Annotated in this window: 16 protein-coding genes, 1 tRNA gene and 2 rRNA genes (2 of these 19 running past the window's edge); 10 read left to right on the top strand and 9 right to left on the bottom strand. The window is 62.3% G+C overall.

What is annotated here, in order from left to right; translation table 11 throughout:
• From CK220_RS03900 to CK220_RS03890, 3 genes are all read right to left on the bottom strand, one after another.
• Positions 1–18, bottom strand: the start of a protein-coding gene (locus CK220_RS03900) for an efflux RND transporter periplasmic adaptor subunit (RefSeq protein ID WP_245428952.1). 1,314 nt of this gene lie to the left of the window's left edge; the window shows 18 of its 1,332 coding nt (coding positions 1–18); its start codon is at positions 16–18; the stop codon falls past the left edge of the window.
• Complete coding sequence (locus tag CK220_RS03895) at positions 11–3,193, bottom strand: efflux RND transporter permease subunit (RefSeq protein WP_095810218.1); 3,183 nt, start codon at positions 3,191–3,193, stop codon at positions 11–13. The genes CK220_RS03900 and CK220_RS03895 overlap by 8 nt, the downstream gene beginning before the upstream one ends.
• A 92-nt stretch (positions 3,194–3,285) precedes the next feature.
• Entirely contained in the window at positions 3,286–3,666 is a 381-nt protein-coding gene (locus tag CK220_RS03890) for a hypothetical protein (protein WP_095810217.1), read from the bottom strand.
• A 709-nt stretch (positions 3,667–4,375) separates the two neighbouring features.
• On the opposite strand from CK220_RS03890, the gene CK220_RS03885 reads away from it, so the two are divergent.
• From CK220_RS03885 to CK220_RS03865, 5 genes are read left to right on the top strand one after another with little or no spacing between them, the layout of a single operon-like run.
• Positions 4,376–5,287: a hypothetical protein gene (locus CK220_RS03885; protein ID WP_095810216.1), complete on the top strand. Its 912-nt coding sequence runs from the start codon at positions 4,376–4,378 to the stop codon at positions 5,285–5,287.
• On the top strand, positions 5,257–6,165 hold the full coding sequence (locus tag CK220_RS03880; protein WP_245428950.1) for a ThiF family adenylyltransferase: 909 nt from the start codon (positions 5,257–5,259) through the stop codon (positions 6,163–6,165). The genes CK220_RS03885 and CK220_RS03880 overlap by 31 nt, the downstream gene beginning before the upstream one ends.
• Positions 6,162–7,373: a hypothetical protein gene (locus CK220_RS03875; RefSeq protein ID WP_095810214.1), complete on the top strand. Its 1,212-nt coding sequence runs from the start codon at positions 6,162–6,164 to the stop codon at positions 7,371–7,373. Before CK220_RS03880 ends, CK220_RS03875 begins: the two co-directional genes overlap by 4 nt.
• Entirely contained in the window at positions 7,370–8,476 is a 1,107-nt protein-coding gene (locus tag CK220_RS03870; protein ID WP_095810213.1) for a GNAT family N-acetyltransferase, read from the top strand. Before CK220_RS03875 ends, CK220_RS03870 begins: the two co-directional genes overlap by 4 nt.
• A 7-nt stretch (positions 8,477–8,483) precedes the next feature.
• Entirely contained in the window at positions 8,484–9,482 is a 999-nt protein-coding gene (locus tag CK220_RS03865) for a hypothetical protein (protein WP_095810212.1), read from the top strand.
• A 39-nt stretch (positions 9,483–9,521) separates the two neighbouring features.
• Here CK220_RS03865 and CK220_RS03860 read toward each other — a convergent pair whose 3' ends face one another.
• The 3 genes from CK220_RS03860 to CK220_RS03850 form a co-directional block, all read right to left on the bottom strand.
• Positions 9,522–12,926, bottom strand: a complete 3,405-nt coding sequence (locus tag CK220_RS03860) for an acyl-[ACP]--phospholipid O-acyltransferase (RefSeq protein ID WP_095810302.1) — start codon at positions 12,924–12,926, stop codon at positions 9,522–9,524.
• Positions 12,927–13,005: 79 nt separating this feature from the next.
• A complete protein-coding gene (locus CK220_RS03855; protein ID WP_095810211.1) occupies positions 13,006–13,293 on the bottom strand; it encodes a YiaA/YiaB family inner membrane protein in 288 nt (95 codons plus the stop codon).
• Positions 13,294–13,358: 65 nt separating this feature from the next.
• Positions 13,359–14,045 (bottom strand): PspA/IM30 family protein, encoded by a 687-nt coding sequence (locus tag CK220_RS03850; RefSeq protein WP_095810210.1) that lies wholly within the window; start codon positions 14,043–14,045, stop codon positions 13,359–13,361.
• A gap of 105 nt (positions 14,046–14,150) precedes the next feature.
• Between CK220_RS03850 and CK220_RS03845 the strand changes: the two genes are divergently transcribed.
• The 5 genes from CK220_RS03845 to mctP all read left to right on the top strand — a co-directional run bounded on the left by CK220_RS03845 (position 14,151) and on the right by mctP (position 20,185).
• Positions 14,151–14,756, top strand: a complete 606-nt coding sequence (locus CK220_RS03845) for a TetR/AcrR family transcriptional regulator (RefSeq protein ID WP_095810209.1) — start codon at positions 14,151–14,153, stop codon at positions 14,754–14,756.
• Between the two features lie 1,476 nt (positions 14,757–16,232).
• Positions 16,233–17,618, top strand: coding sequence for a cache domain-containing protein (locus CK220_RS03835; protein ID WP_095810208.1), 1,386 nt, complete (start codon positions 16,233–16,235; stop codon positions 17,616–17,618).
• Positions 17,615–18,259, top strand: coding sequence for a response regulator transcription factor (locus tag CK220_RS03830; RefSeq protein WP_095810207.1), 645 nt, complete (start codon positions 17,615–17,617; stop codon positions 18,257–18,259). Before CK220_RS03835 ends, CK220_RS03830 begins: the two co-directional genes overlap by 4 nt.
• A gap of 263 nt (positions 18,260–18,522) precedes the next feature.
• Entirely contained in the window at positions 18,523–18,720 is a 198-nt protein-coding gene (locus CK220_RS03825) for a DUF3311 domain-containing protein (RefSeq protein ID WP_095810206.1), read from the top strand.
• Positions 18,710–20,185, top strand: a complete 1,476-nt coding sequence (gene mctP, locus CK220_RS03820; RefSeq protein WP_095810205.1) for a sodium:solute symporter family monocarboxylate transporter — start codon at positions 18,710–18,712, stop codon at positions 20,183–20,185. Before CK220_RS03825 ends, mctP begins: the two co-directional genes overlap by 11 nt.
• A gap of 270 nt (positions 20,186–20,455) precedes the next feature.
• Here mctP and CK220_RS03815 read toward each other — a convergent pair.
• The 3 genes from CK220_RS03815 to CK220_RS03805 form a co-directional block, all read right to left on the bottom strand.
• Positions 20,456–20,532 (bottom strand) — tRNA-Met (locus CK220_RS03815).
• A gap of 213 nt (positions 20,533–20,745) precedes the next feature.
• Positions 20,746–20,860: ribosomal RNA gene (gene rrf / locus CK220_RS03810) — 5S ribosomal RNA — on the bottom strand.
• Between the two features lie 235 nt (positions 20,861–21,095).
• Positions 21,096–22,500, bottom strand: a 23S ribosomal RNA gene (locus tag CK220_RS03805) (it continues 1,524 nt past the right edge of the window).

Here is a 22,500-nt window from a genome sequence, read left to right as displayed (position 1 = left end):
GGTAGCGTGCTCAAGCATGATGCAAGGTCTCCGAAGGCGCTGCAGCCGGCTTGGCTTCACGCTTGTGGACGAGGCTGAAGACAACGGGCACCAAGAGCAGCGTTGCCGTGGTTGCGATAATCAGGCCGCCGACCACGGCGCGCCCGAGCGGCGCGTTCTGCTCGCCGCCCTCACCGAGGCCGAGAGCCATTGGCGCCATGCCGATGATCATGGCGAGTGCCGTCATGCAGACTGGCCGGAAGCGGACGAAGCCGGCTTCGAGGGCGGCGGCAATCGGGTCGCCCAGTTCCGCCAGGCGTTCGCGGGCAAAGCTGATCACGAGCACGGAGTTGGCGGTCGCCACGCCCATGCACATGATCGCACCCGTGAGGGCAGGCACCGACATCGGTGTCTGTGTGACGAACAGCATCCAGACGATGCCCGCAAGGCCGGCCGGCAGCGCCGAGACGATGACGAAGGGGTCCGACCATGACTGGAAGTTCACGACGATGAGCAGATAGATCAGCACGATAGCGCCGAGCAGGCCGAATAGCAGGCCGGCGAAAGCGCTGTTCATGGTCTGCACCTGACCGAGCAGGGAAACAGAACTGCCCTTCGGCAAATCGGCGGCGGTGTCAGCAAGGATCTTGTTTATATCGGTGGCGACGGCGCCGAGGTCGCGCCGCTGCGTGGTGGCGTAGATCTGCACCATCGGCACGATGTTGTATTGCGAGACGACTGCGTTGCTGACCGAACGCTTCACACTGGCGACGCCGCCGAGGATGGGCAGCGTCCCGATGCCGGCCGCCGTGATCGGCGTCGTCTGCAAGGCGCCCAGCGTATCCACCTGATATTGCGGCGTCTGCATCACGATCGGATAAGACACGCCGCTCTTTGGGTCGAGCCAGTAGGTCGGCGACACTTGGCTCGAACCGGCGAGGTCTACAACGAGGCTGTTGGTGACATCCTTCTCGGTAAGGCCGATATATTCGGCCTGGGCGCGATCAACATCCACGTTGAGTGTCGGATTGGCCTGCGATTCCTGGATGCGGACATCGGCAACGCCAGGAATGTGGCGCAGGCGACCCAGCACGAGACTGGCATATTTGAAGTTCGCCGACAGATTATTGCCGCGCACCTGGATATCGACAGGTGCTGGTGCACCGAAATTCAGAATCTGGCTGATAATGTCGGCCGGCAGGAAGGCAAAGGTCACGCCCGGGAACCGGCGCGGCAACTCCTCGCGCATCTTGCGGACGTATTCATCGGTCGGTCGGTGGTCTTGCGACAGCTTGACCTGGATGTCGCCATCCTGGGAACCGATCACGCCTGTGTTGTTGTAGGCCAGATTGATGCCCGAGACCGGGACGCCGATATTGTCGACCAAAGTGTCGAGCTGGTCGGGCGGAATCAGCTGGCGGATTGCCTTTTGGATGTCGGCGAACTGGTTGGCGCTCTCCTCGACGCGGGTCCCGATGCCAAGGCGCACATGCATCAGGATTTGCCCGGTGTCGACAGCGGGGAAGAAGTTCCGTCCCAGATAGGGCGTGAGCAGGAAGGACCCCATGACGCAGGCCATGAACCCGGCAACGAACACCACGCGACGGCCGAGCACCAGCTCCAGCAGGCTGTGATAACCGACACGGATGCGCTCGAACGTCGCCTCGAAGCCACGCTGGAACAGCACCAGCGGGTTGTAGCTGCGCGGCTTGCCATGCCCCCCATGATCGACATGCGGTTTGAGCAGGTAGTTGCACAGTGTCGGGACGAAGGTGCGCGAGAGGATGAAGGAAGAGATCATCGCGAACATCACTGCCTCGGCCATCGGCACGAAGAGGAAACGTGCAATGCCGTCGAGGAAGAACATCGGCACGAAGACAATGCAGATGCACAGCATTGAGACGAAGGCCGGCGTCACGATCTGCCGGGCACCGTCAAGGATCGCCGTCCGAACGTCCTTGCCGTGTTCGAGATGCCAGTTGATATTCTCGATGGTCACCGTCGCATCGTCGACGAGGATACCGACGGCGAGCGCCAGGCCGCCAAGCGTCATGATGTTGAGCGTCTCGCCGATCATCGATAACGCGATCACCGAACCGAGGATCGCGAGCGGGATCGACGCGGCAATAATGATAGTGGAGCGCCAACTGCCGAGGAACAGCAGGATCATCATGCTGGTGAGCGCGGCCGCAATTGCGCCTTCGCGCGCCACGCCGGAGATGGCGCCGCGAACGAAGAGCGACTGGTCGCCGAGCAGCGACACCTGAAGATTGTCGGGCAAGCTCGCTCGCAGCAAACCGAGTTGATCCTTGATGCCCTGGATGATCGCGAGCGTCGAGACCGAACCATTCTTGAGAACCTGCAGCAGGACCGAGCGGGTGCCGTTGACATGCACGATGTTGGTTTGCGGTGGATTGCCGTCACGCACCGTCGCCACGTCCTTCACATAGACAAGCGTCCCGTTCGCCGACTTGATCGGCAGATCAGCGAGGTCAGTCAGCGAAGATGGAGCATCGTTGAGCTGCACCGCATATTCGTAGCGACCGATTTTTTCGGTGCCGACCGGGGTGATCAGGTTCTGGGCGGCCAGCGCATTGGCGACGTCCTGCCCCGACAGGCCCCGCGCTTGCAGTGCGTAAGGGTTGAGGTCGATCTGCACCTGGCGGGTCTTGCCGCCGAACGGATAGGGAATGGCGGCGCCCGGCACGGTCGTAAGCGGCGTGCGGATGGTCTGGAGGCCAAGGTCAGCCAGCGCCTGCTCGGTCAGGCCCTGGCCAGAGAGGGCAATCTGCAGGATCGGTACGGTGGAGGCGTTGTAGTTGAGGATCAGGGGCGGCGTTGCACCGGCCGGCATCTGCTTGAGCACGGTCTGTGCCACTGCGGTGACCTGCGCATTGGCTGTGCGGATGTCGACATTCGGCTGGAAGAACACCTTGATGATGCCGAAGCCGTTATAGGAGGTGGATTCGATATGCTGGATGTCGTTGACGGTGGTGGTCAGCGAACGTTGGAACGGCGTCGTCATGCGGCCCGACATCTGATCGGGCGGTAGGCCTGTATATTGCCAGATCACGCTGATCACGGGGATACGGATATCGGGAAAGATGTCCGTGGGGGTGCGCAGGGCCACGAGCGGACCGATGATCAGGATCAGCAGCGCCAACACGATGAACGTGTAGGGCCGGCTGAGGGCAATGCGGACGAGTGCAATCATGAAACAATGCCTGAGGCGAACCAATGACGCGTGTAGGTCGCCTCAACCCTTCAGGTTTTCTTATTCACACCATTTGGCAACCGAACCTTTGCCTAGGCCGGTTCGGTGTAGATGCCGCCAGGCGGAAGGGCCTTGAGCTTGGTTTCGTCGTATGTGTCGCCAAACGCAACGTAGAAGGTTCCCGACTGAGTCGTCGCGAAGGGGAACCGGGGTGCGACAGCGGCATGATGTGTCGGCTCAAGCCGCAGCAACACGGCATGCAACCCGGGCTTCGTCGGATTCACATGGAGCACCGTAGCGCTCCGGCCGTTGACCCGGGACATGACGGTCGTCTTGGACGTGCTCGTGGTGGAGAGTTCCCGGGGCGTCGCAACAAAGAGTGGCATTGGAGCGTCCGCTGCCTGGCCTGCATCCATTCCCGTTAGCGACAGCAAGGCCGCGGCGAACATCAGGTACCGGAAAGCCGACTTCATCGATCACTCCTTGGTCGAAAGGCAACTCTTACGGGAGTGCCGACCAACTCCCTATTCAACTTCCCGTGGGCAAGCCGTGCCTTCTGCCTGCCAGCCCAAAATTGAGGTCCGCTGCAGCGTGGGTCCGATCGTGCGTCCCGACAGGCATCGATGTCTGCTCATCGGTCGTCAGGCACGCAGCCCTGCTTCGGTCCACATGGTGGCGTTGAGAGCAGAGGCCTTCTGAACGAACCATCGCCCAAAAGGTTGTACGCGTCCAATTTGGAAAACGCTGAAACTGTCATCACCACGGTGAATAATGCGCGGCTTCACCCTCAACTGGGGTGGTCGTTCTACTAAGCCAATATGCTGAGGAGGAACGCCACTCGCGTGCGCAGGGCCGTGCGCGGGCCGATGATCAGGATCGGCAGCAGGAGAGGCTCTCTTCGCTCACTGAGAGAGTTTGGGTCCGAAGAGTGCATCAAGCCTGCCTCAAAACTGGCTCCTGTAACCCGACCTCTTTCGAAGGCGCTCAATTTCGCTGGTGGTGCGAAACAAAAAGTTCGAAGAGCTTCCAGGAACCGCAGGCGGAATAGATGTAGCTGTTCCGCAGTTTGCGGGACTGGCTTTACCGAGCCTTAGGTGGATGATGTTAGTACAACGGCGCTAGAGTCCTTGGGATGATAACGCCTTGTTGAGTGCGGTTTTGCAGTTGCTGCCGGATCGATTCATGGACGTGCGCATGCGCGTGTCCGACGGCTATGAAACGCGCGTCGTGGAGCGGCCCGGACGTTGGATGAATCCGAACGAATTGGGGCGGCTGACCGAAGATTTGAGACTGGTCGCCTCAAAAACATTGAAAGCCGGCGGCCTGACCTATGGCGTTTTTTCCGGTGACCGCAGCCGGCTCGAACACTCCATCATTACGGTCGTCTATCGGCGCGGCGACGGACGGCCCATAGCGTTCAACGCGCTCGCGTTGATGGACCTTTCGCTGGCTGGCAAACCTTACGAGGTCATGCATCTGGGCTTGGTCATGGTCGATCCGGACGAGCGCAGCCGTGGCCTGAGTTGGATCCTCTATGGCCTGACCTGCTTCCTGATGTTCCTGCGCAACCAGTTCAGGCCGATCTGGATTTCCAACGTGACGCAGGTTCCGGCCGTCGTCGGTATGGTCGCTGAAGCCTTTTCCAACGTCTTCCCCGGCCCTCATTCGGGAGCCCGGCGATCGCTGACCCATGTCTTGCTGGCGCGCCAGATCATGGCCCGTCACCGCCACGTCTTCGGCGTCGGCGCGGAGGCGGGCTTCGATGAGGAACGCTTCGTCATCACCAACGCTTATACCGGCGGGTCGGACGACCTGAAGAAGTCCTTCGAGGAGGCGGCCAAGCACCGGGTCGAGGCCTATAACGAGTTCTGCGGCAAGGAACTCGACTATGGCCGCGGCGACGACGTGCTGCAGATAGGCCAGATGAATTTCCAGGCCGCCCGCACCTATCTGGCCGATGCCGTCCCGCGCGGCTCGCTCGCAGCGCTCGCGGTGGCGGGCATGGCCGCGACTTTTCAGCGACTGGTTCTTCCGGTCGTCCACTGGGCCGACAGCAGCCGCCAATGGAACACGTTGCGACCATGGACGCGATAAGGGCTTTCACCTACGACGAGTTTACGACCCGCAACATCGGGTTCGTGACGGCGGACCAGCAAGCCAGGCTCCGCGACGCGACGGTGTTCGTGTGCGGCACCGGCGGAATGGGCGGCGCCTGCGTTATGGCGCTGGCGCGGGCCGGGCTGGGCCGGCTCATCATTGCCGACATCGACACCTTCGCCATTTCCAACCTCAACCGACAGGTCTTCGCCTTCACGCAAACCGTCGGCCGGCAGAAGGCGGAAGCGACCGGCGATATCTGCCTGACGATCAACCCCCAGATGCGGATAAAGGTGCATGGGCCGGACTGGCCCCTGCACGCGGCCGCGGCGATCCGGGACAGCGCGGTCGTCGTCAACGGCACCGACGACCTTGGCGCGTCTCTCCTGTTATATCGGACGGCGCGCGAACTGGGACGGACCGTGATCGACGCCTATGCCTCGCCCTTGCCGTCCGTCTACGTGACCAAGCCCGGCGATCCGATGCCGGAGGAGCGTCTCGGCTACCCGACATTGGGGACGGCCTGGAACATGCTGACGGCGGACCAGCGCGCCACGGCCTTCCTGCGGGAGGCCGAATATGTCGTGCTCAATTCCTCCTCGCGGCATCATGTCGACCTCGCCATGGCCGGGGAGGTGGCTTCGGGCAAACGCAGCCGCATGTCGTTCGCGCCGATGGTCGTCACCACAGGCATGCTGATGGCCTATGAGGTCGTGGCCGGGATCCTCGGCAACCAGCACGGCGCCGATTGCCGCGGCTGGTTCTTCAATCCTTACAAGGGACGCGTCGAGCGGCCGCGCAACGCGCTCGCCGCTGCCGTCCTGCGCCCTATCGTGCGCCGCTTCATGCTGAAGCTGATGGAAACGGTCGCATGACATTCGACGACAGACTTGTCGCCGACACGATCACGTCGCTGGCTGCCTTATTCGGGCTGCTGATCGTGATCTCGGTCGTCGGCGGACGCGACATCGCCGATCCCCTGTCGCGGCGTTTCCTGTTCGGCCTGCGGGTCGTGGCGGTGCTGCTGGCCTGCCGCATTCTGGACTGGATCAGCGGCGTTGCCGTCTTTCACTTCAGTACGATCGTGGCGGCGGGCCTGCTGCCGGTGGCGACGCTGCTGCTGACCGAAGGGCTGCTTCGCAGGCATGCGCCATTCGCCCTCAAGTCATTCGCGGCAGGCGGCGCGCTGCTGTTCCTATTGCTGGCGATGGTGCCGGAGCGCTTCGCCGAGCCATGGCGCATGACGCTGCTTCTGCTGTTCCAGTTCAGCGGCTTCTCTGCGATCGGCTGGCTGGTCGTGTCTCGGGATCGGGCCAGCCTGTCGGCGGCAGAGAACCGCACCGTCGAGCGCATGGCGCTGTCGCTGCTGCTCATCATCCCCTTCTTGGTCACCGACTACCGGCCGGGCCTGTTCGACGTGCCGGTGCGCCTTGGCGGCATCGCCATTCTGTTCCTCTGCTGGCTGACGATCGGTCTCGGACGGGCGAGCCTCGGCCATCGCGACACGATCGCGGCCTTCGCCGTCGTCGCGTTGAGCTCCGTTTTCGCCGGGCTGGCGCTGGGCGGCATCGACGATATCGGCTGGCGCGGCAGCGTCCAGGCGGTGGTCATCGTCCTTTCTGCCACGCTGCTTGCCGTCATCTACAACGACAGCGTCGGCCTGGCGGCCGAGAGGCGTCGCGATTCCCTGCTCAAGCACATGGCCGAAGGCGACTTGACGGATTCGGCGCGGTTCCTGCGCGGCCTGCAGAACCATACCCTCGCCGATGGCGCTTTGATCCTGCGGGCGGCCGACCTTGGCGATTTCGACATGAAGGTGCTTGCCCGCGCGCTTTCCCGGGTGCCCGTGCGCTCGGTCGCGGACGCGCATCCGGAGTCGCCGGTCGACCAGGATACGCGCGAGCAGCTGGCATGGCTGTTCGAGAAATACGAAGCAACCCATGTGCTTCTGGCCACGACCGATCCATTGACCCTGGTGGTGCTGAACATGCCGGCCCTCGCCACCTCCCCCGGTGTGGAAATGGAGCTGCGCGCTGTGCAGCGCATGGCGATGCTCATCGCGCAGCGCGAGCAGTCCGCATGATTACGATCGTCGAACGCGATATCGCCGCTTTCTTCCGCGCCCCGTTCAACGCCTATGGCGACGCCACGCCCTACGTCTCGCCGATGCTTGGCGACCTCCGGCGATCCCTGTCTTCCAAAACCAACCCGCTCTTTGCCAGCGAGGACGATTTCAGTTTCTTTGCGGTCCTGCGCGACGGCAGGCCGATCGGCCGCATCACCGCGCATGTTCATCGGGCATCCAACGAACTGCATCGGCTAAACCGCGCCTATTTTGGCTATTTCGACTGCGCCGACGATGCGGAAGCCGCCGCGGGCCTGCTTGGCGCGGCCGAGAGCTGGGCGCGCCGGCGCGGATACTCGGAAATCATTGGCAACTTCAACCTGACCGCCATGCAGCAGGCCGGCGTTATGATCGAGGGGTTCGAGAACCAGCCCTATACAGACCAGGTCTGGGGGCCGCCGCACCTGCCGCGCCTGCTCGAGGCGAACGCCTATGCCGGCTCGTTCCCGATGACGACTTTCGAACAGGACATCTCGACCCTCGACGCCGAGAGGCTGATCACGCCGGAACGACGCATGACGCTCAACGCGGAGGGTTTCGCCTTTGCCCCGGTGACTCGGGCCACGCTCGCCGACCGGCTCGACGATGCGCGCGCGGTCCTCAACGCAAGCTTCCGCGAGAATCCGATGTTCGTGCCGGTGACGAAGCAAGAATTCGATTTCCAGGCCAAGGAGATGAAATGGGTCATGGATCCCCGCATCTCCACCGTCCTGCATCGTCGAGGGCAAGCCGTCGGCGCCGTCATCGCCATTCCCGACCTCAATCCGCTGGTGAAGGCGGCCGGCGCGCGGATCGGCTGGTCGACTCCATGGCACTATCTCAGGCATCGTCTGGCACGCCATCGCGCGGTCGTCATCTTCCAGGGCGTGCTGCCCGAGTATCAGGGTCTGGGGCTCAATCCGCTCATGCTTGCGCATGCGCTCGGCGCGATGCGCGACGCGGGCTACCGGACGGTCGGCGGCACCTGGATCGCCGACGTCAACAAGGCGTCCCTTCGTCAGGCCGAAAAGAGCGGCGCGCGGCCGCTGCACCGTCTGCAACTCTATTCCAAGGCTCTCTAGGCGCGCCATGGACCTTGCGCTCCTTGCCCGCATCGTCGCCGCGGCCAGCCTCGCGCCGTCGGTGCACAATACGCAACCGGCGCGGTGGCATTTTCCGGCTGACGGCTCGATCCTGGTCATGGCCGACCTCACGCGCCAGCTGCCGGCCGGCGATCCGCTGGGCCGCGATATGGGCGTTTCGTGCGGCGCCGCCGTCGAAGGCGCGCTGATGGCATTGGCCGACGCCGGCATTGCCAGCCATGCGGTCGAGGAACTGTGGCCGTTCGACGACACGGTCTCCTTCCCGGGTTTCCGGCTGGCGGCGCGAATCGTAACGAGCGGCGAGGCGCAGCCTTCCGCGCTCACCACCCATGTCGCGAGCCGCTTCACCTGGCGCACACATTTCAAGCCGGCGCCGGCTGCCGCCACCCAGGCACTGGGCGCGTGGGCGAGCGGTACCGAGGACGTGACTTTGGCGCAAGCGCCGGGCGACCTCGCAATGCTTGCGGCGCTCGCCGACGAAGCAGGCATGTTCTTCTTCCGCGACAGGGCCTTCCGCGCGGAATTGCTGGAGTGGATGCGGCTTTCGCGCTCGCATCCGCGCTATCAGGAAGACGGTCTCAATCTCGACGCGCTCCGCATGAGCGCGCTGGAAGGGCTTGGCGCGAGAGCCGTCCTGGGGAGCAAGCTGTTTGAAGCCCTCGACGCAATCGGACTTGGCAAGGCGGTTACGGGCGAACGATCGAAGACGCTGTCGGCAAGCGCCATCGCTTTGTTCCACCGGCCGCGCGAGGAATCGCCCGTCGCTTCCGGTCGCGCCTTCTATCGCTTCTGGCTCAATCTCACCCGGCTGGGGTTTGCCGCCTGGCCGCTCGCCGCCCTGGCGGATCATGCCGCAAGCGCGGAGATCTGCGCCCGCCATTTCGCCATCCCTTCCGAGCGGCGGCTGATCAATGTCCTGCGCGCTGGCATCGGCGGCGCGGCGCCCAAGCGCGCGCGCCTGCCGGCTCAGTCGATGATTCTCTAGGCAGGCCGGCGCTGTTGCCGGCCTATCCCTCGATAGCGATCACGCCGCCTTGACCTTCGCATCCTCTTCGCCGCGCACCATCCTTGCCACGCCTCCGAAGTCGAGCTTGCCCGATCCGAGTACCGGCACTTTCCGCACGACGCGCACTTCGGCCGGCACCATCAGGTCCATGGCGCCATTCGCCTTGGCGAAGGCCAGGAATTCGGCGCGCGTGGCGCCAGCGGCCTCGGTGACGAGGATCAGCTTCTCGCCTTTGCGGGCGTCGGGCACCGTGGCGACGGCCGACAGCGATCCCATCCACAATTCGCCGGCCAGCGCCTCGACAGCGGCCAGAGAGATCATCTCTCCGCCGATCTTGGCGAAGCGCTTGGCGCGGCCGCGAATGGTGATGAAGCCCGCCTCGTCCACGGTGACGATGTCGCCCGTGTCGTGCCAGCCGTCTTCCAGCGGCTCCAGCACGCCCGGCTTTTCGGCACGCAGATAGCCCGCCATGACGTTGGGGCCGCGCACATGGAGCCGCCCGCCTTCCTCGACGCCGGGCACCGGATCCAGGCGGTACTCCATGCCAGGCATGATTTTCCCGACGCTGCCGGATTTGTTGTACATCGGCGTATTGATGGCGATCACCGGCGCCGTTTCGGTCACCCCGTAGCCTTCGAGGATGCGCAGGCCGAACTTCTCCATGTAGGTCAAGCGCGTCGCCGCCTTGACCGGCTCGGCGCCGGCGAAGCAGTAGCGCACCGAGCGGAAGTCGTAGGGATGCGCCGTACGCGCATAGCCCGAGAGGAAGGTATCGGTGCCGAAGATGATTGTCGCATTCGAGCCGTAGATCAGCTCCGGCACGATGCGGTAGTGCAGCGGCGAAGGGTAGAAGTAGACCGGCACGCCGGAGATAAGCGGCAGCACCGTGCCCGCCGTCATGCCGAAAGAGTGGAAGATCGGCAGCACGTTGAAGACCTTGTCGCCGGAGTGGAAGTCGATGCGCGACGCGGCCTGGGCGGCGTTGGCCAGGATGTTGCGGTGAGTCAGCACCACGCCCTTGGGCGTTCCTTCGGACCCCGAGGTGAACAGGATCGCGGCAGCATCGTCGGGTTTGCGCGCGACCCTCGGCCTGCCCTTGCGCAACAGGCCGAGCAGCTTGTCCTTGAGGCTGATCGTGGCCCGCAGGTCATCGAGCCAGACGATGTCGACGGAGCGGGCGATTTCCTCGACCACCGCACCGAGCTTTGCCTGTTCGACAAAGGCCCGGGAAGTGAGAACGGTCCGCACCTGCGCGGCTCTGCAGGCCGACACGATGTTGGCGGCGCCGGCGGTGAAGTTGATCATTGCCGGCACCTTACCAGCCGACATGACGCCGAGCAGCGTCGCGCACGAGCCATTGGCGTTGGGCAGCATGACGCCTAGCGTCTGCTGGCCGGGATAGAGCGCCTTGAACTTCTCGCCAAGCACGGCGACCGCGGTCAGCAGCTTGCCGTAGCTGAGGGAGCCGGTGACCGGATCCTCCACGGCAAGCTGCTTCATGCCGCGTTCATTCGCCGTCAGGATGATCTTCTCCAGCACGGTCCTGTCGATGTCCTGGGTGCGGAAGACGAGATCCGACATCACCTGGTAGAGGGCGGCTCCGGCCGCGGCGCGCCGCCTGCGGCCCTTCAGCTCGGGGGCGACCTCGAGCTTCACCGGCTCCAGGATGGTGACCTTGACCTTCGGAAACAGGCGGCGGCGCACATGCTGCGACGTCAGGCGCGAGAAGTAGCTCTTCTCCAGTCCATCGATGCGGACCGGCACGACCTTCGAGCCGGTCTTGTCGGCGACCATGGCGGCGCCGTCATAGACCTTCATCAGACCCCCGGTGACGGTGATGCGTCCTTCGGGGAAGATCACCAGCGGATCGCCGCCCTGCACGATCTTGATCAGCGTGCGGGTCGACATTGGCTTGGCCGGGTTGAGCGGCAAGGCGCGGGCAAGTTTCAGGAACGGCTTCATCCACCAGGCCTGCGCGATCGTATAGTCTATGGCGAAGACGGGCTCCTCGTCGGTCAGCGTCAGCGCCAGGGGGCCGTCGAGGAAACTCACATGGTTGAGCGCCAGGATGGGCGCCGGACCGGCAGCCTTGAGGTTCTCCAGCCCTTCGACCTCGAGATGGTGGAAGGCGCGGAAGAGGATGGATACGAAATCGCGGAACGGGTTGGTCGGCAGATATTTCAGCATCAGCCAGGCGGCGACGGCATTGATCACGGCAAGACCGGCCAGCACCCCAGCAATGGAGACGCCGGCGCCCTGGATGGCCGCAACCAGGCCGCCGCCGATGGTCATGAAGCCGGCGCTGACGACGTTCACCGCGGCAACGATACGAGCGCGCCGATCCTCCGGCGCCCAAGCCTGCACGGCGGCGAAGGTGGGCACGACGAGGAAGGCGCCGGCGATCGCCAGACCGGCTAGGTCGATGGCGACGCGAATGGTGTTCTGACCGGCGAAGAAGGCGCCGAGCGTCTCGGCCTGGGCCGGGCTGTGCAGTCCCCAAATGCTCCAGGCGAGGTCCAGTCCGAACACGGCCATCAGCGCGGTGCCGACCGGAGCCGGCAGAAGCACCATCCGCCCCTGCGACATCCATGCCGCAATGGCGGAGCCGATGGCGACGGCGACCGCGAATACGGCGAGATAGGCGGTCACGGCGATCTCGCTGCCGCCGAGCGAATTCTTGACCAGAGGGGGCAGGAGGGAAAGGACGATGGCGCCGACCAGCCAGAACCAGGAGGCCATCAGCGCCGCCCGCCAGATGCGCTGGTTCGTCCGCAGCTCCCCGACCAACCGCCACGTGGAGCGCAGGATGTTCCTGTCGATCGCAAGGTCCGGTGCCGCCGAGCCGGTCGACGGGATGTAGCGGCTGACCAGCCAGCAGCCGACCGCGAGGATCATCATCATCGGGCCGAACACGGCAACGCCGATGCCATCGGCCGAGACGATCCCGCCGACGATCGTGCCACCGAGGATGGCGGCGAAGGTGGCCGACTCGATCCAGGCGTTGGCGCGGGGCAGTTCCCTGCGTTCGAGATGATCCGGCAGGATGCCGTATTTGATCGGTCCGAACAGCGCGGAAATCACGCCGAACAGGAACAGGGCCGCAAGCAGCACCGGAATGGACGAGAGCGCGATGCCGATGACGGCCAGCAGTGCCGCGCCGATCTCGACGAACTTCAGCCTGCGCGCCACGAAAGCCTTGTCGAAGCGGTCGGCGATCTCTCCGCCAAGCGCCGACAGCAGCAGGAAGGGGGCCATGAATATGGCCCCAGCCAGTGTCACCAACGACGCCGCCTGGTCCGCCGCCAGCGTGTACAGAATGAGAAACACCAGCGTGTTCTTCAGAAAGTTGTCATTGAAGGCGGACAGGAACTGCGTCCAGAAAAGTGGCGCGAAGCGCCGTGACGTCATCAGATTGTTGTTCATGGCCATTTCCATTTGGCAAAGACCGTTGTGTGACTGGCGGTTGCTTGTGCGGTTCGAACCCTGTTGTAGCGGGAACTGGTTACGTTTCGTTACTGCGGTTGATGTCCATGAGCAGCTTTTCGGCCTTGGCATCTTCCAGCCTGTTGATGAAGCGTGTTGCCTCTTCGGCGTCACGCAGCGTCTTGGTGATGGTGATGGAGGTATGGACGAGCATGATGGCGGCCATCGCGTAGAACCCCTTGGCGGCAAAGCTTGCCTCCATGAAGTAGATGCCGCCGGCCATCATGCTGGCGGCGATGGCGAAGCTGGCCATGGTAAACATTCTCCAGGCGCCTGAATCCTTCGGGGCGTAGCCGTTGCTGGTCATCGATATGGTCCTTTCGTTTCAGTGTTAGGTTGGGTGGATGCCGGCTTGTTTCAGGCCGGATACAGTCAGGCTGGCTTCGTCATCGTCTTTCTCAGCCGTTCGAGCACGGCCTCGGCGCTGCTCTTCAGCGGGGCGCCGCAGCCGGCGGCCGCCAGCTTCTCGCTCATCGCCGCCGGATCGCCCGACTGTTCCATCTCTGTCATGGCGGCAGCGGCGGCATCGATCTGCCTTTGCCGTGCGCACAAGCGGGACAGTGTCTCCTCGGCATCCTTGAGCGCCGACAGGCTGGATCCGGGAGCGGCTTCACGCAGGCGCTGCGTCTTGTCGGTGGCAGCCACGATGCGCTGGCCGTGCTGCAGATCGCGCAGGCGCATTTCGGAAGCGCGCACGATCCGCTTCAGCCGCTCGATCTCGGTGCCGAAGCTTTTCTGCGCGTCTTCCGATGCGGCGCGCTCGGCTTCCAGCAAGGCGATCGTTTCGGCCGCCTCTCGCGCGAGTTCACCCTGCCCCTGTTCGAGCGCCGCAACGGTGCGCTTCTCGAGATCCTCTATGCGCGAGACGAGCTTCTGACATTGCCGGAGCTCCTGCTCGTTCTGGGCGATCGCGATAGCGACGGCGCGGCGGGCGGCCGCAATGGCATCGGCGCAATCGCGGATCTGCTGGCGCAGGATCACCAGGGCGTTGCGGTCCACAACCGCTTCGGCGGCCTCGTGGCTGTGACCACGAAGCAGCGCAAAAAACTGTTTCAACATCTCAGCTTCTCCTCTATGAACATTGTTCACGAATGGAAGCTAGCATATTATGAACGCCGTTCAAGAAAAAAATGAACGCTGTTCAGAAACGGAGACAAAGGGTTAATGACGCAGAAAAGTGATGCCAGGCGCGAGGATCTCAAGGCTCGGCTGGTCAGCGCCGCCCGAGCAAGAATTCAGTCGTCGGGCCTGGGCGGATTGCGCGCCCGCGACATTACCGCGGATGCGGGTTGCGCGCTGGGCGCGCTTTACACCGTCTTTGCCGATCTGGACGACCTCGTCCTGCACGTCAACTCCGGGACCTTGGCAGAGCTGGGAGCGGTGCTGCGCACGGCCGCGGCCGGCGCGCTTGGGCCGGAGGAGACGCTCAAGGCCTTGGCGAGGGCCTATCTCGCCTTCGCCAGCGAAAACCGCATGCTGTGGGCGGCTCTGTTCGAACATCGCATGGCGCCCGGCGTGCCGGTGCCCGAATGGCACCTGGCCGAGCATGCCGTCCTTATCCAATACCTCGTTGAGCCGCTTGCGCTGCTCGGCGCACCCTCTCAAAACGAAGATCTGCTGCCGCGCGCCCGAGCCATTTTCTCGGCCGTCCACGGCATCGTGGCGATTTCACTTGAAGCGCGCTTCATCGGCCTAGCACCCCCGGTGCTCGAACGCGAACTGCTGAACTTTGTCGACGTGCTGGTGTCAGGCCTCAAGAGCAGACATTGACAACTGCCAACACGAATTGATTCGCAGACTAGGATTGCCGAGCCCTCTCTCCTCCGCAGCCTGCGAGATAACCGAGCGGCAAAACAAGCACTTACTTTTAAAGGCGCGTTAAAGCGGCGCTCGGCCAGCCTCTTGAAATTTCGACGCCACTTTCTCAGCGGAAATGCCAGCTTTGGCGAACACAGCTTCTGAGGCGGCTATGCCGCGTCAAGCGACCGGTTGGGAATTTGTTCCTCAGAGGCATCAGCACACCGGACAGGATAGGCGGACGCCGGCGGCGGAGCTATGGGAAAACGGCAGAGGACAATTTCAAGGTCGAGGTCTGGGACCGAGAGGAGTCGGCGCTGATCGAACCATCTCGCGGTCACCGGATTTCATGGTTTCCCAAGCGGGATGGCATGCGGCAATTCGGCGTCGGCCCGGAATGCTGCTGATCCATCGCAATGGCAATCACACGATGGAAAAGCTGATTAAGCCAGACTAGCCGACGGTGCCGCCTGAGACGATTGTCGATGGCAGTGTCCAAGCCGGCTGGGATGTAGCGCTGCGCGATCTACGGAGTTGCCACACGCTTCGCGCCTAGTGCAAATTGCTCGCATCATTCTCGCATCGAGCGCAGACGAGCCTTGATGCCTTGGTCCGTCGCTATGGCAAGGATGCGTTGTTCAGTTCGGTGGAGCGCGCGCAATTCTGCACAAGTAGCAACCGAGGTCGGCCGGTTGAAATCATGTCGCGACGGTGGATGACGGCAGGGCCCCCAGTAGCGATGCCGCTCCAGGGGTGCCAATGCTCTACTCGACCTTGACGTTGATGGTGGCGCATAGGAGCCGCCATCCGTTGATGCGGAAGCCCAGCGCGAGCCGATACGTGGCAAAGCGATGCAGCCTGAGCATGAAGTTGCTCGCCATTTCCATATCTGCCCTTTTCGCCTGGGTGAATTCCGCCGCCGCCCTGTCATACTGCGCGCCGGACGATCAACCTTGCCGGCAATCCTCCGATTTTCCGTTTATTTTTCTTGGGAGTTCTTGTTGTGATGGCCCTGGTCTCCAAAGCCATCACGTGTTTCCGGCAGAGACAGAGGCGAAAATAGAAGGGGCGCCTGAGCTGGCGTCGGTCACCGTAGGGATACGGCATAGAACGGCAACGGTCTTCATGGAAGCGCGCCGATGAGTCATGGACCAGTTAACTCTCCCTGTGGCGGCAAAGCTGCGTCGAGGTCCTTGCCTCATATGCATAGAGAAACCATACGTGGTAGGGCGCCCTGATGCGTCCCAGACCTGCTCCTGGAGGCTGTGGTCGCTGGAGACAATTAAGGCCATGCGCTGTTCGAGCGTCTCTCCTGTCTGCTCGGCTCTCCGTATTGCAACCAGCAAATGATCGTCCAGAGTTGCCCCCATGCTCGCATTGCCTCCTTGCTGACCGAGGCTTTATCAGGGATCGTTCATTACGACGACGCGGGACCGGGAGGACCTCCAAGTGACGCTGCGATACCAGATAATCGCGCTTGCGATTGTTCCGCTGATGATCGCGATCCTGGCGATCACCACGTTCATAACCTGGCAGTCGGCAAACCTTGCCAAGAACAATATCGACACGTTCGAACAGAACATGCTGAAAGCCAAGGAAGCGGAAATCCTCAATCTGACCAATCTCGCTCTATCGGCGATCGACACAACCTATCGTGATGCCGGCCCCGGCGATCAGGCCGCCAAGGACAAAGTGGCGGCGATCCTGACCTCGCTCGACTATGGCAAGGACGGATATTTCTTTGTCTACGACTATGACGGCAACAACATCGTTCACCCGCGGCAAAGCTTTCGGCATGGGCGCAACTGGCTCGGTCTCACGGATCCAGATGGCGACAAAGTCATCGCCGAACTGATCGCGACGGCGAAATCAGGCGGCGGCCTGCATCGATACAAATGGCAGAAGCCGTCGACGGGCCGGATCGCGGATAAATTGTCGTTCGTCGTTGGCCTCGACAAGTGGAATTGGGTGGTTGGAACCGGGGTCTATCTCGATGATGTCTTTGCCCAGACCGCCGCCGCGAACGCCAGCATGCGCACCAACATCAAGAACACCTTCGTGATCGTGGCGCTGGTCGCCGTTCCGGCGGTACTCGTGGTCTTTACGACATGCATGCTTCTGACATTCCATGAACGCCGCATCGCCGATGGCAGGCTCAAGCAACTGACCCAGCGGGTGATCGACACCCAGGAAGAGGAGCGCTCGCGCCTGGCTCGCGAACTGCATGACGGCATTTCGCAGAACCTCGTGGGTGTGCGCTACGCCATGGATCTCGCCGGAAGGCAGGTCCGCAACCATGTCGATGACGCAGCCCTCACCATCGAACGCGGCGTGGAGGCGCTCAACGGCGCGATCAAGGAAATCAGGCGGCTGTCGCACGATCTTCGCCCCCGTGTCCTCGACGATCTCGGCTTGACCGCGGCTCTCAAGGCCCTCTGCAACAATTTCGCAGAGCGGACAGGCATCGAGACGGAAATCGAGTCATCCGGCTTTACGGATAGCTTGCAGCCCGCGGCCAGCACCGCGCTTTACCGTGTCGCACAGGAAGCGTTCAACAATGTCGAGCGGCATTCAGGCGCCACCCACCTTGCCGTCAGGCTCTGGAGCGATGGCGGCCGCGCGCGCATGACGATCTCCGACAACGGCACCGGTTTTGACAGCAGTAAGGACAGTTCCTCGAGCAAGACGGGCCTCGGGCTGCGCAACATGCAGGAGCGCATGGCGCATTTCCGCGGCCTGCTGCTGCTCGACAGCCTGCCGACCGGCACTACACTGACGGCGATGCTGCCGAAATCCGCCAACATGCCCGCGCGCGAACAGGTCGTTGCCGCATGAGCGAGCCCCGCGTGATCAAGGTGCTGCTGATCGACAACCATCCGCTGGTGCTGGATGGCCTGAACGCCCTGCTCGAGACGTTCGACCACATCGAGGTCGTCGGCAGGGCCGGCCTCGCGCATGCCGGCCTGGAAATAGGCCGGCAAACCCGGCCGCACGTCGTGCTGATGGATATCAACATGCCGAAGCTGAACGGCATCGATGCGATCGAACTCTTCAGAAGGGAACTTGCGGACTCTCGGATCGTGATGCTATCGATGCATGACAGCCGCGAATACATCTCCTCATCCGTCATGCATGGTGCATCCGGCTACATCCTCAAGGACGTGTCGACGGACGAGATCGTCGCCGCCATCGAGACCTTGGCAGGCGGCGGCACATATTTCTCGTCCGGTGTCTCGGACCTTCTGATGAAGCGCGGAGCGCAGGATCGGGCAAATCCGCTCACACCGCGTGAACGGGACATTCTCGGCCTGATCGTTGCGGGCCGAAGCAACCGGGAGGTCGCCGAAGCGCTCGGGATCACGTCCGCCACGGCCGAGACGCATCGCAAGAACCTCAAGAAGAAGCTGGGCATCGCCACGACGGCGGACCTGGTCCGCTACGCCCTCGGTCACGGCATCGCGGCAAAAGCCGGCTGATTGCGGTCTACCCACTTCTGGGTAGAGCCTTGGATTTCAACACCATCACCATCTTGTGAGGCCCAAAGCCCGGCCATAGAGTTTTATCACGGCTGGTCGCGAAAGGGCGAGCCGTCGGGAGGAATTCACTACGTCCATGCCTGCCGCGGCCGCGCAAGGAGAGCCGCCGCGCGGTGTCCTCATGACCGGCAACAGTGCTCTGCCTTCCGCGCCGACAACTGGAACACAGCGACCTATTTCATGGCACCTGGAAGGTATCTCGCATGGAAAAACCACGCAGCAAGGCGGCCCTCTGGCTGCTCGTCATTCCCTATTTAGGCCTGCTCTGGCCCCCCTTCTACAACGTCCGCGAGCCGGTCATGTTCGGCTTCCCCTTCTTCTATTGGTACCAGCTTCTCTGGGTGCCGATCACCGCGACGCTGACCTGGATCGCCTATCGGAGCACGCGCCATGACGACTGACATCAACCCGACGGCGCTCGCCGTCTTCATCTTCTTCTTTGTGCTCGTCACGATCCTGGGCTTTGTCGCCGCCCGCTGGCGCAAGCCGGAAACGCTTGCCCATATCGATGAATGGGGGCTGGGCGGGCGCAGCTTCGGCACCTGGATCACCTGGTTCCTGGTCGGCGGCGACTTCTACACCGCCTATACCGTCATTGCCGTCCCGGCGCTGGTCTATACCGTCGGAGCCTACGGCTTCTTCGCGCTGCCCTACACCATCGTCGTCTATCCCTTCGTCTTCATGGTCATGCCGGTTCTGTGGAAACGCGCCAAGGATTTCGGTTATGTCACGGCCGGCGACGTCGTCCATGGCCAATACGGATCGCGCGGTCTCGAACTCGCGGTGGCCGCAACTGGTGTCATCGCCACGATGCCTTACATCGCCCTTCAACTCGTTGGCATGACTGCGGTCCTGAAGGCGCTCGGTTTGCATGGCGAACTGCCTCTTGCCATCGCCTTCATCGTGCTGGCGCTTTACACATACTCGGCAGGCTTGCGCGCCCCGGCCCTGATCGCCTTCGTCAAGGACATCATGATCTATATCGTGGTGATCGCGGCCGTCGCGCTTATCCCCTCGCGGCTCGGTGGCTATGCCAATGTCTTCGCCTCGGCCGATGAGGCCTTTCAGGCCAGGGGTTCCGGCAACCTGCTTCTCGCCGGCAACCAGTATGTCGCCTACGCCACACTCGCGCTCGGGTCGGCGCTCGCAGCCTTCATGTACCCGCATACGTTGACGGGGATTTTTGCCTCGAACAGCGGAAACACGATCCGCAAGAATGCGATCCTGCTGCCAGCTTACACGCTGCTGCTCGGCCTTCTGGCGCTGCTCGGCTACATGGGACACGCCGCCAACCTCAAGCTCGACAGTGCGACCGATGTCGTTCCCGCCCTGTTCAAGACACTGTTTTCAAGCTGGTTCTCAGGCTTCGCCTTCGCTGCGATCGCGATCGGCGCGCTTGTGCCGGCGGCGGTGATGAGCATCGGCGCTGCCAATCTCTTTACCCGCAACTTCTGGAAAGCCTATGTCAATCCTCAAGTGAGCGACGCCGGTGAAGCCAAGGTCGCAAAGATGACCTCGCTGGTGGTGAAGATCGGCGCCCTGCTCGTGATCATTTTCCTGCCGACGCAATTCGCGCTCGATCTGCAATTGCTCGGCGGCATCTGGATCCTGCAGACGCTGCCGGCCCTGGTCTTCGGGCTCTACACCAACTGGTTCCGGGCGCCGGCCCTGCTTGCGGGCTGGTTCGTTGGCTTCTTCGGCGGCACCTGGCTTGTCTGGGATGCGGGCTGGAAACCACTGCACCTGATCAGCCTCGGAGGCGAACCCTTCACCGTCTATACGGGGCTGCTCGCGCTTGCGGCAAACATTGCGGTGGCGGTGGCGGTGAATGCCGTCGTCCCGGCACGAACGGCCGTGCGAGCCTAGGGCGAATGAAAGCGAGGGACCGCGAAAGCGGTCCTTCGCTCGACGCCGGCCGGCTACCCAGGCGGCGAGCGCTAAGCGGCCTGCGATGCGCTGGGCGTGGCGTCCGCTTTTCTTGCCGGCTGTCCCGAAACCGGAAAATCCTTTTTCGGCACCATTTGAGACGTGGAACACGTTGCTGGGTGTGGCGCTGGCGCCGCCGAGACGTCCCTGCCTTTTAAACGCGAAAGCCGCCTCGATCGGATCGAGACGGCCAGCGATTTATGATAAAATTGGTTGCGGGGACAGGATTTGAACCTGTGACCTTCAGGTTATGAGCCTGACGAGCTACCGGGCTGCTCCACCCCGCGTCACCATAGAGGTAAGTTTGCGCTTACCGTATTCAAGGGACCGCCAAATGAAAGGGCCGCTTGCGCGGCCCGGGATCCCGTTTGGCGGGCCTTATGCATGTCGCCCAAAAATGCCTGGCGGTTTTGGGACAACGACATGCATCACAACAATCGCAAGGAGAAGATTTGTCTCACATCCGGATTTCGGATGTGCGATGAACGTGCGCTTGGCAGACCTGGCAGCGACCTACTCTCCCGCGTCTTGAGACGAAGTACCATCAGCGCTGGAGCGTTTCACGGCCGAGTTCGGAATGGGATCGGGTGCAGCCGCTCCGCCATAACCACCAGGTCGGCAAAACGCACGTTCAAATCGAGAAGCTGTTCAAGCGCGATCCGAAGGATCGTCGCAGCGCGATCCGAGGATCGTCGCCTTTGTGCCTTTGAGGTTCTTTTGGCCTGGCGCCCTTCGAAGCGAAGCTTCGCAAGGTCGACCGACCGTCGGCGCCGATGCGCCGCACCCACGTAGCGCCGCCCGCAGGGCGGAACAAGCGTGAGTGAGAACAAGATGGATATCAGGAATGAGAACGATCAAGCCGATCGAACTATTAGTACCGGTAAGCTTCAAGCGTTGCCGCTCTTCCACACCCGGCCTATCAACGTGGTCGTCTTCCACGGTTCTCAGGGAATACTCGTTTCAAGGTGGGTTTCCCGCTTAGATGCCTTCAGCGGTTATCCCGTCCGGATATAGCTACCCTGCAATGCGGCTGGCGCCACAACAGGTCCACCAGAGATCCGTCCATCCCGGTCCTCTCGTACTAGGGACAGATCCTTTCAATATTCCTACACCCACGGCAGATAGGGACCGAACTGTCTCACGACGTTCTGAACCCAACTCACGTACCGCTTTAAATGGCGAACAGCCATACCCTTGGGACCTGCTCCAGCCCCAGGATGCGATGAGTCGACATCGAGGTGCCAAACAACCCCGTCGATATGGACTCTTGGGGGTCATCAGCCTGTTATCCCCGGCGTACCTTTTATCCGTTGAGCGATGGCCCTTCCACACGGGACCACCGGATCACTATGACCGACTTTCGTCTCTGCTCGACTTGTCAGTCTCGCAGTCAGGCAGGCTTATGCCATTGCACTCAGCGAACGATTTCCGACCGTTCTGAGCCCACCATCGCGCGCCTCCGTTACTCTTTAGGAGGCGACCGCCCCAGTCAAACTACCCACCATACATTGTCCCGGACCCGGATAACGGGCCGCGGTTAGACATCCATAGTGATAAGGGTGGTATTTCAAGGGTGGCTCCACCTGAGCTGGCGCCCAGGCTTCAAAGCCTACCACCTATCCTACACATGCCACTACGAATGCCAATGTAAAGCTATAGTAAAGGTGCACGGGGTCTTTCCGTCTAACCGCAGGAACCCCGCATCTTCACGGGGAATTCAATTTCACTGAGTCTATGCTGGAGACAGCGGGGAAGTCGTTACGCCATTCGTGCAGGTCGGAACTTACCCGACAAGGAATTTCGCTACCTTAGGACCGTTATAGTTACGGCCGCCGTTTACTGGGGCTTCGATTCAGAGCTTGCACCCCTCCTCTTAACCTTCCAGCACCGGGCAGGCGTCAGACCCTATACGTCGTCTTGCGACTTCGCAGAGCCCTGTGTTTTTGATAAACAGTCGCTACCCCCTGGTCTGTGCCACCCTCCTCTGCTTGCGCAAAAAAGGGTCACGCTTCTTCCGAAGTTACGCGTGCAATTTGCCGAGTTCCTTCAGCATAGTTCTCTCAAGCGCCTTGGTATACTCTACCAGACCACCAGTGTCGGTTTCGGGTACGGTCTATAAGGAGGAGCTATTTCCTGGAACCACTCCGCTGCCCTTTCAATCCGATAAGATTGGACAACTTGTGTGATCCGTCACTACCTCCAGGCTCACGAATATTAACGTGATTCCCATCGACTACGCGTTTCCGCCTCGTCTT

This window comes from Mesorhizobium sp. WSM3860 (genome assembly GCF_002294995.1).
In the GTDB taxonomy this organism is placed as follows: domain Bacteria; phylum Pseudomonadota; class Alphaproteobacteria; order Rhizobiales; family Rhizobiaceae; genus Mesorhizobium.
This window is presented reverse-complemented; position numbering and strand designations above follow the sequence as displayed.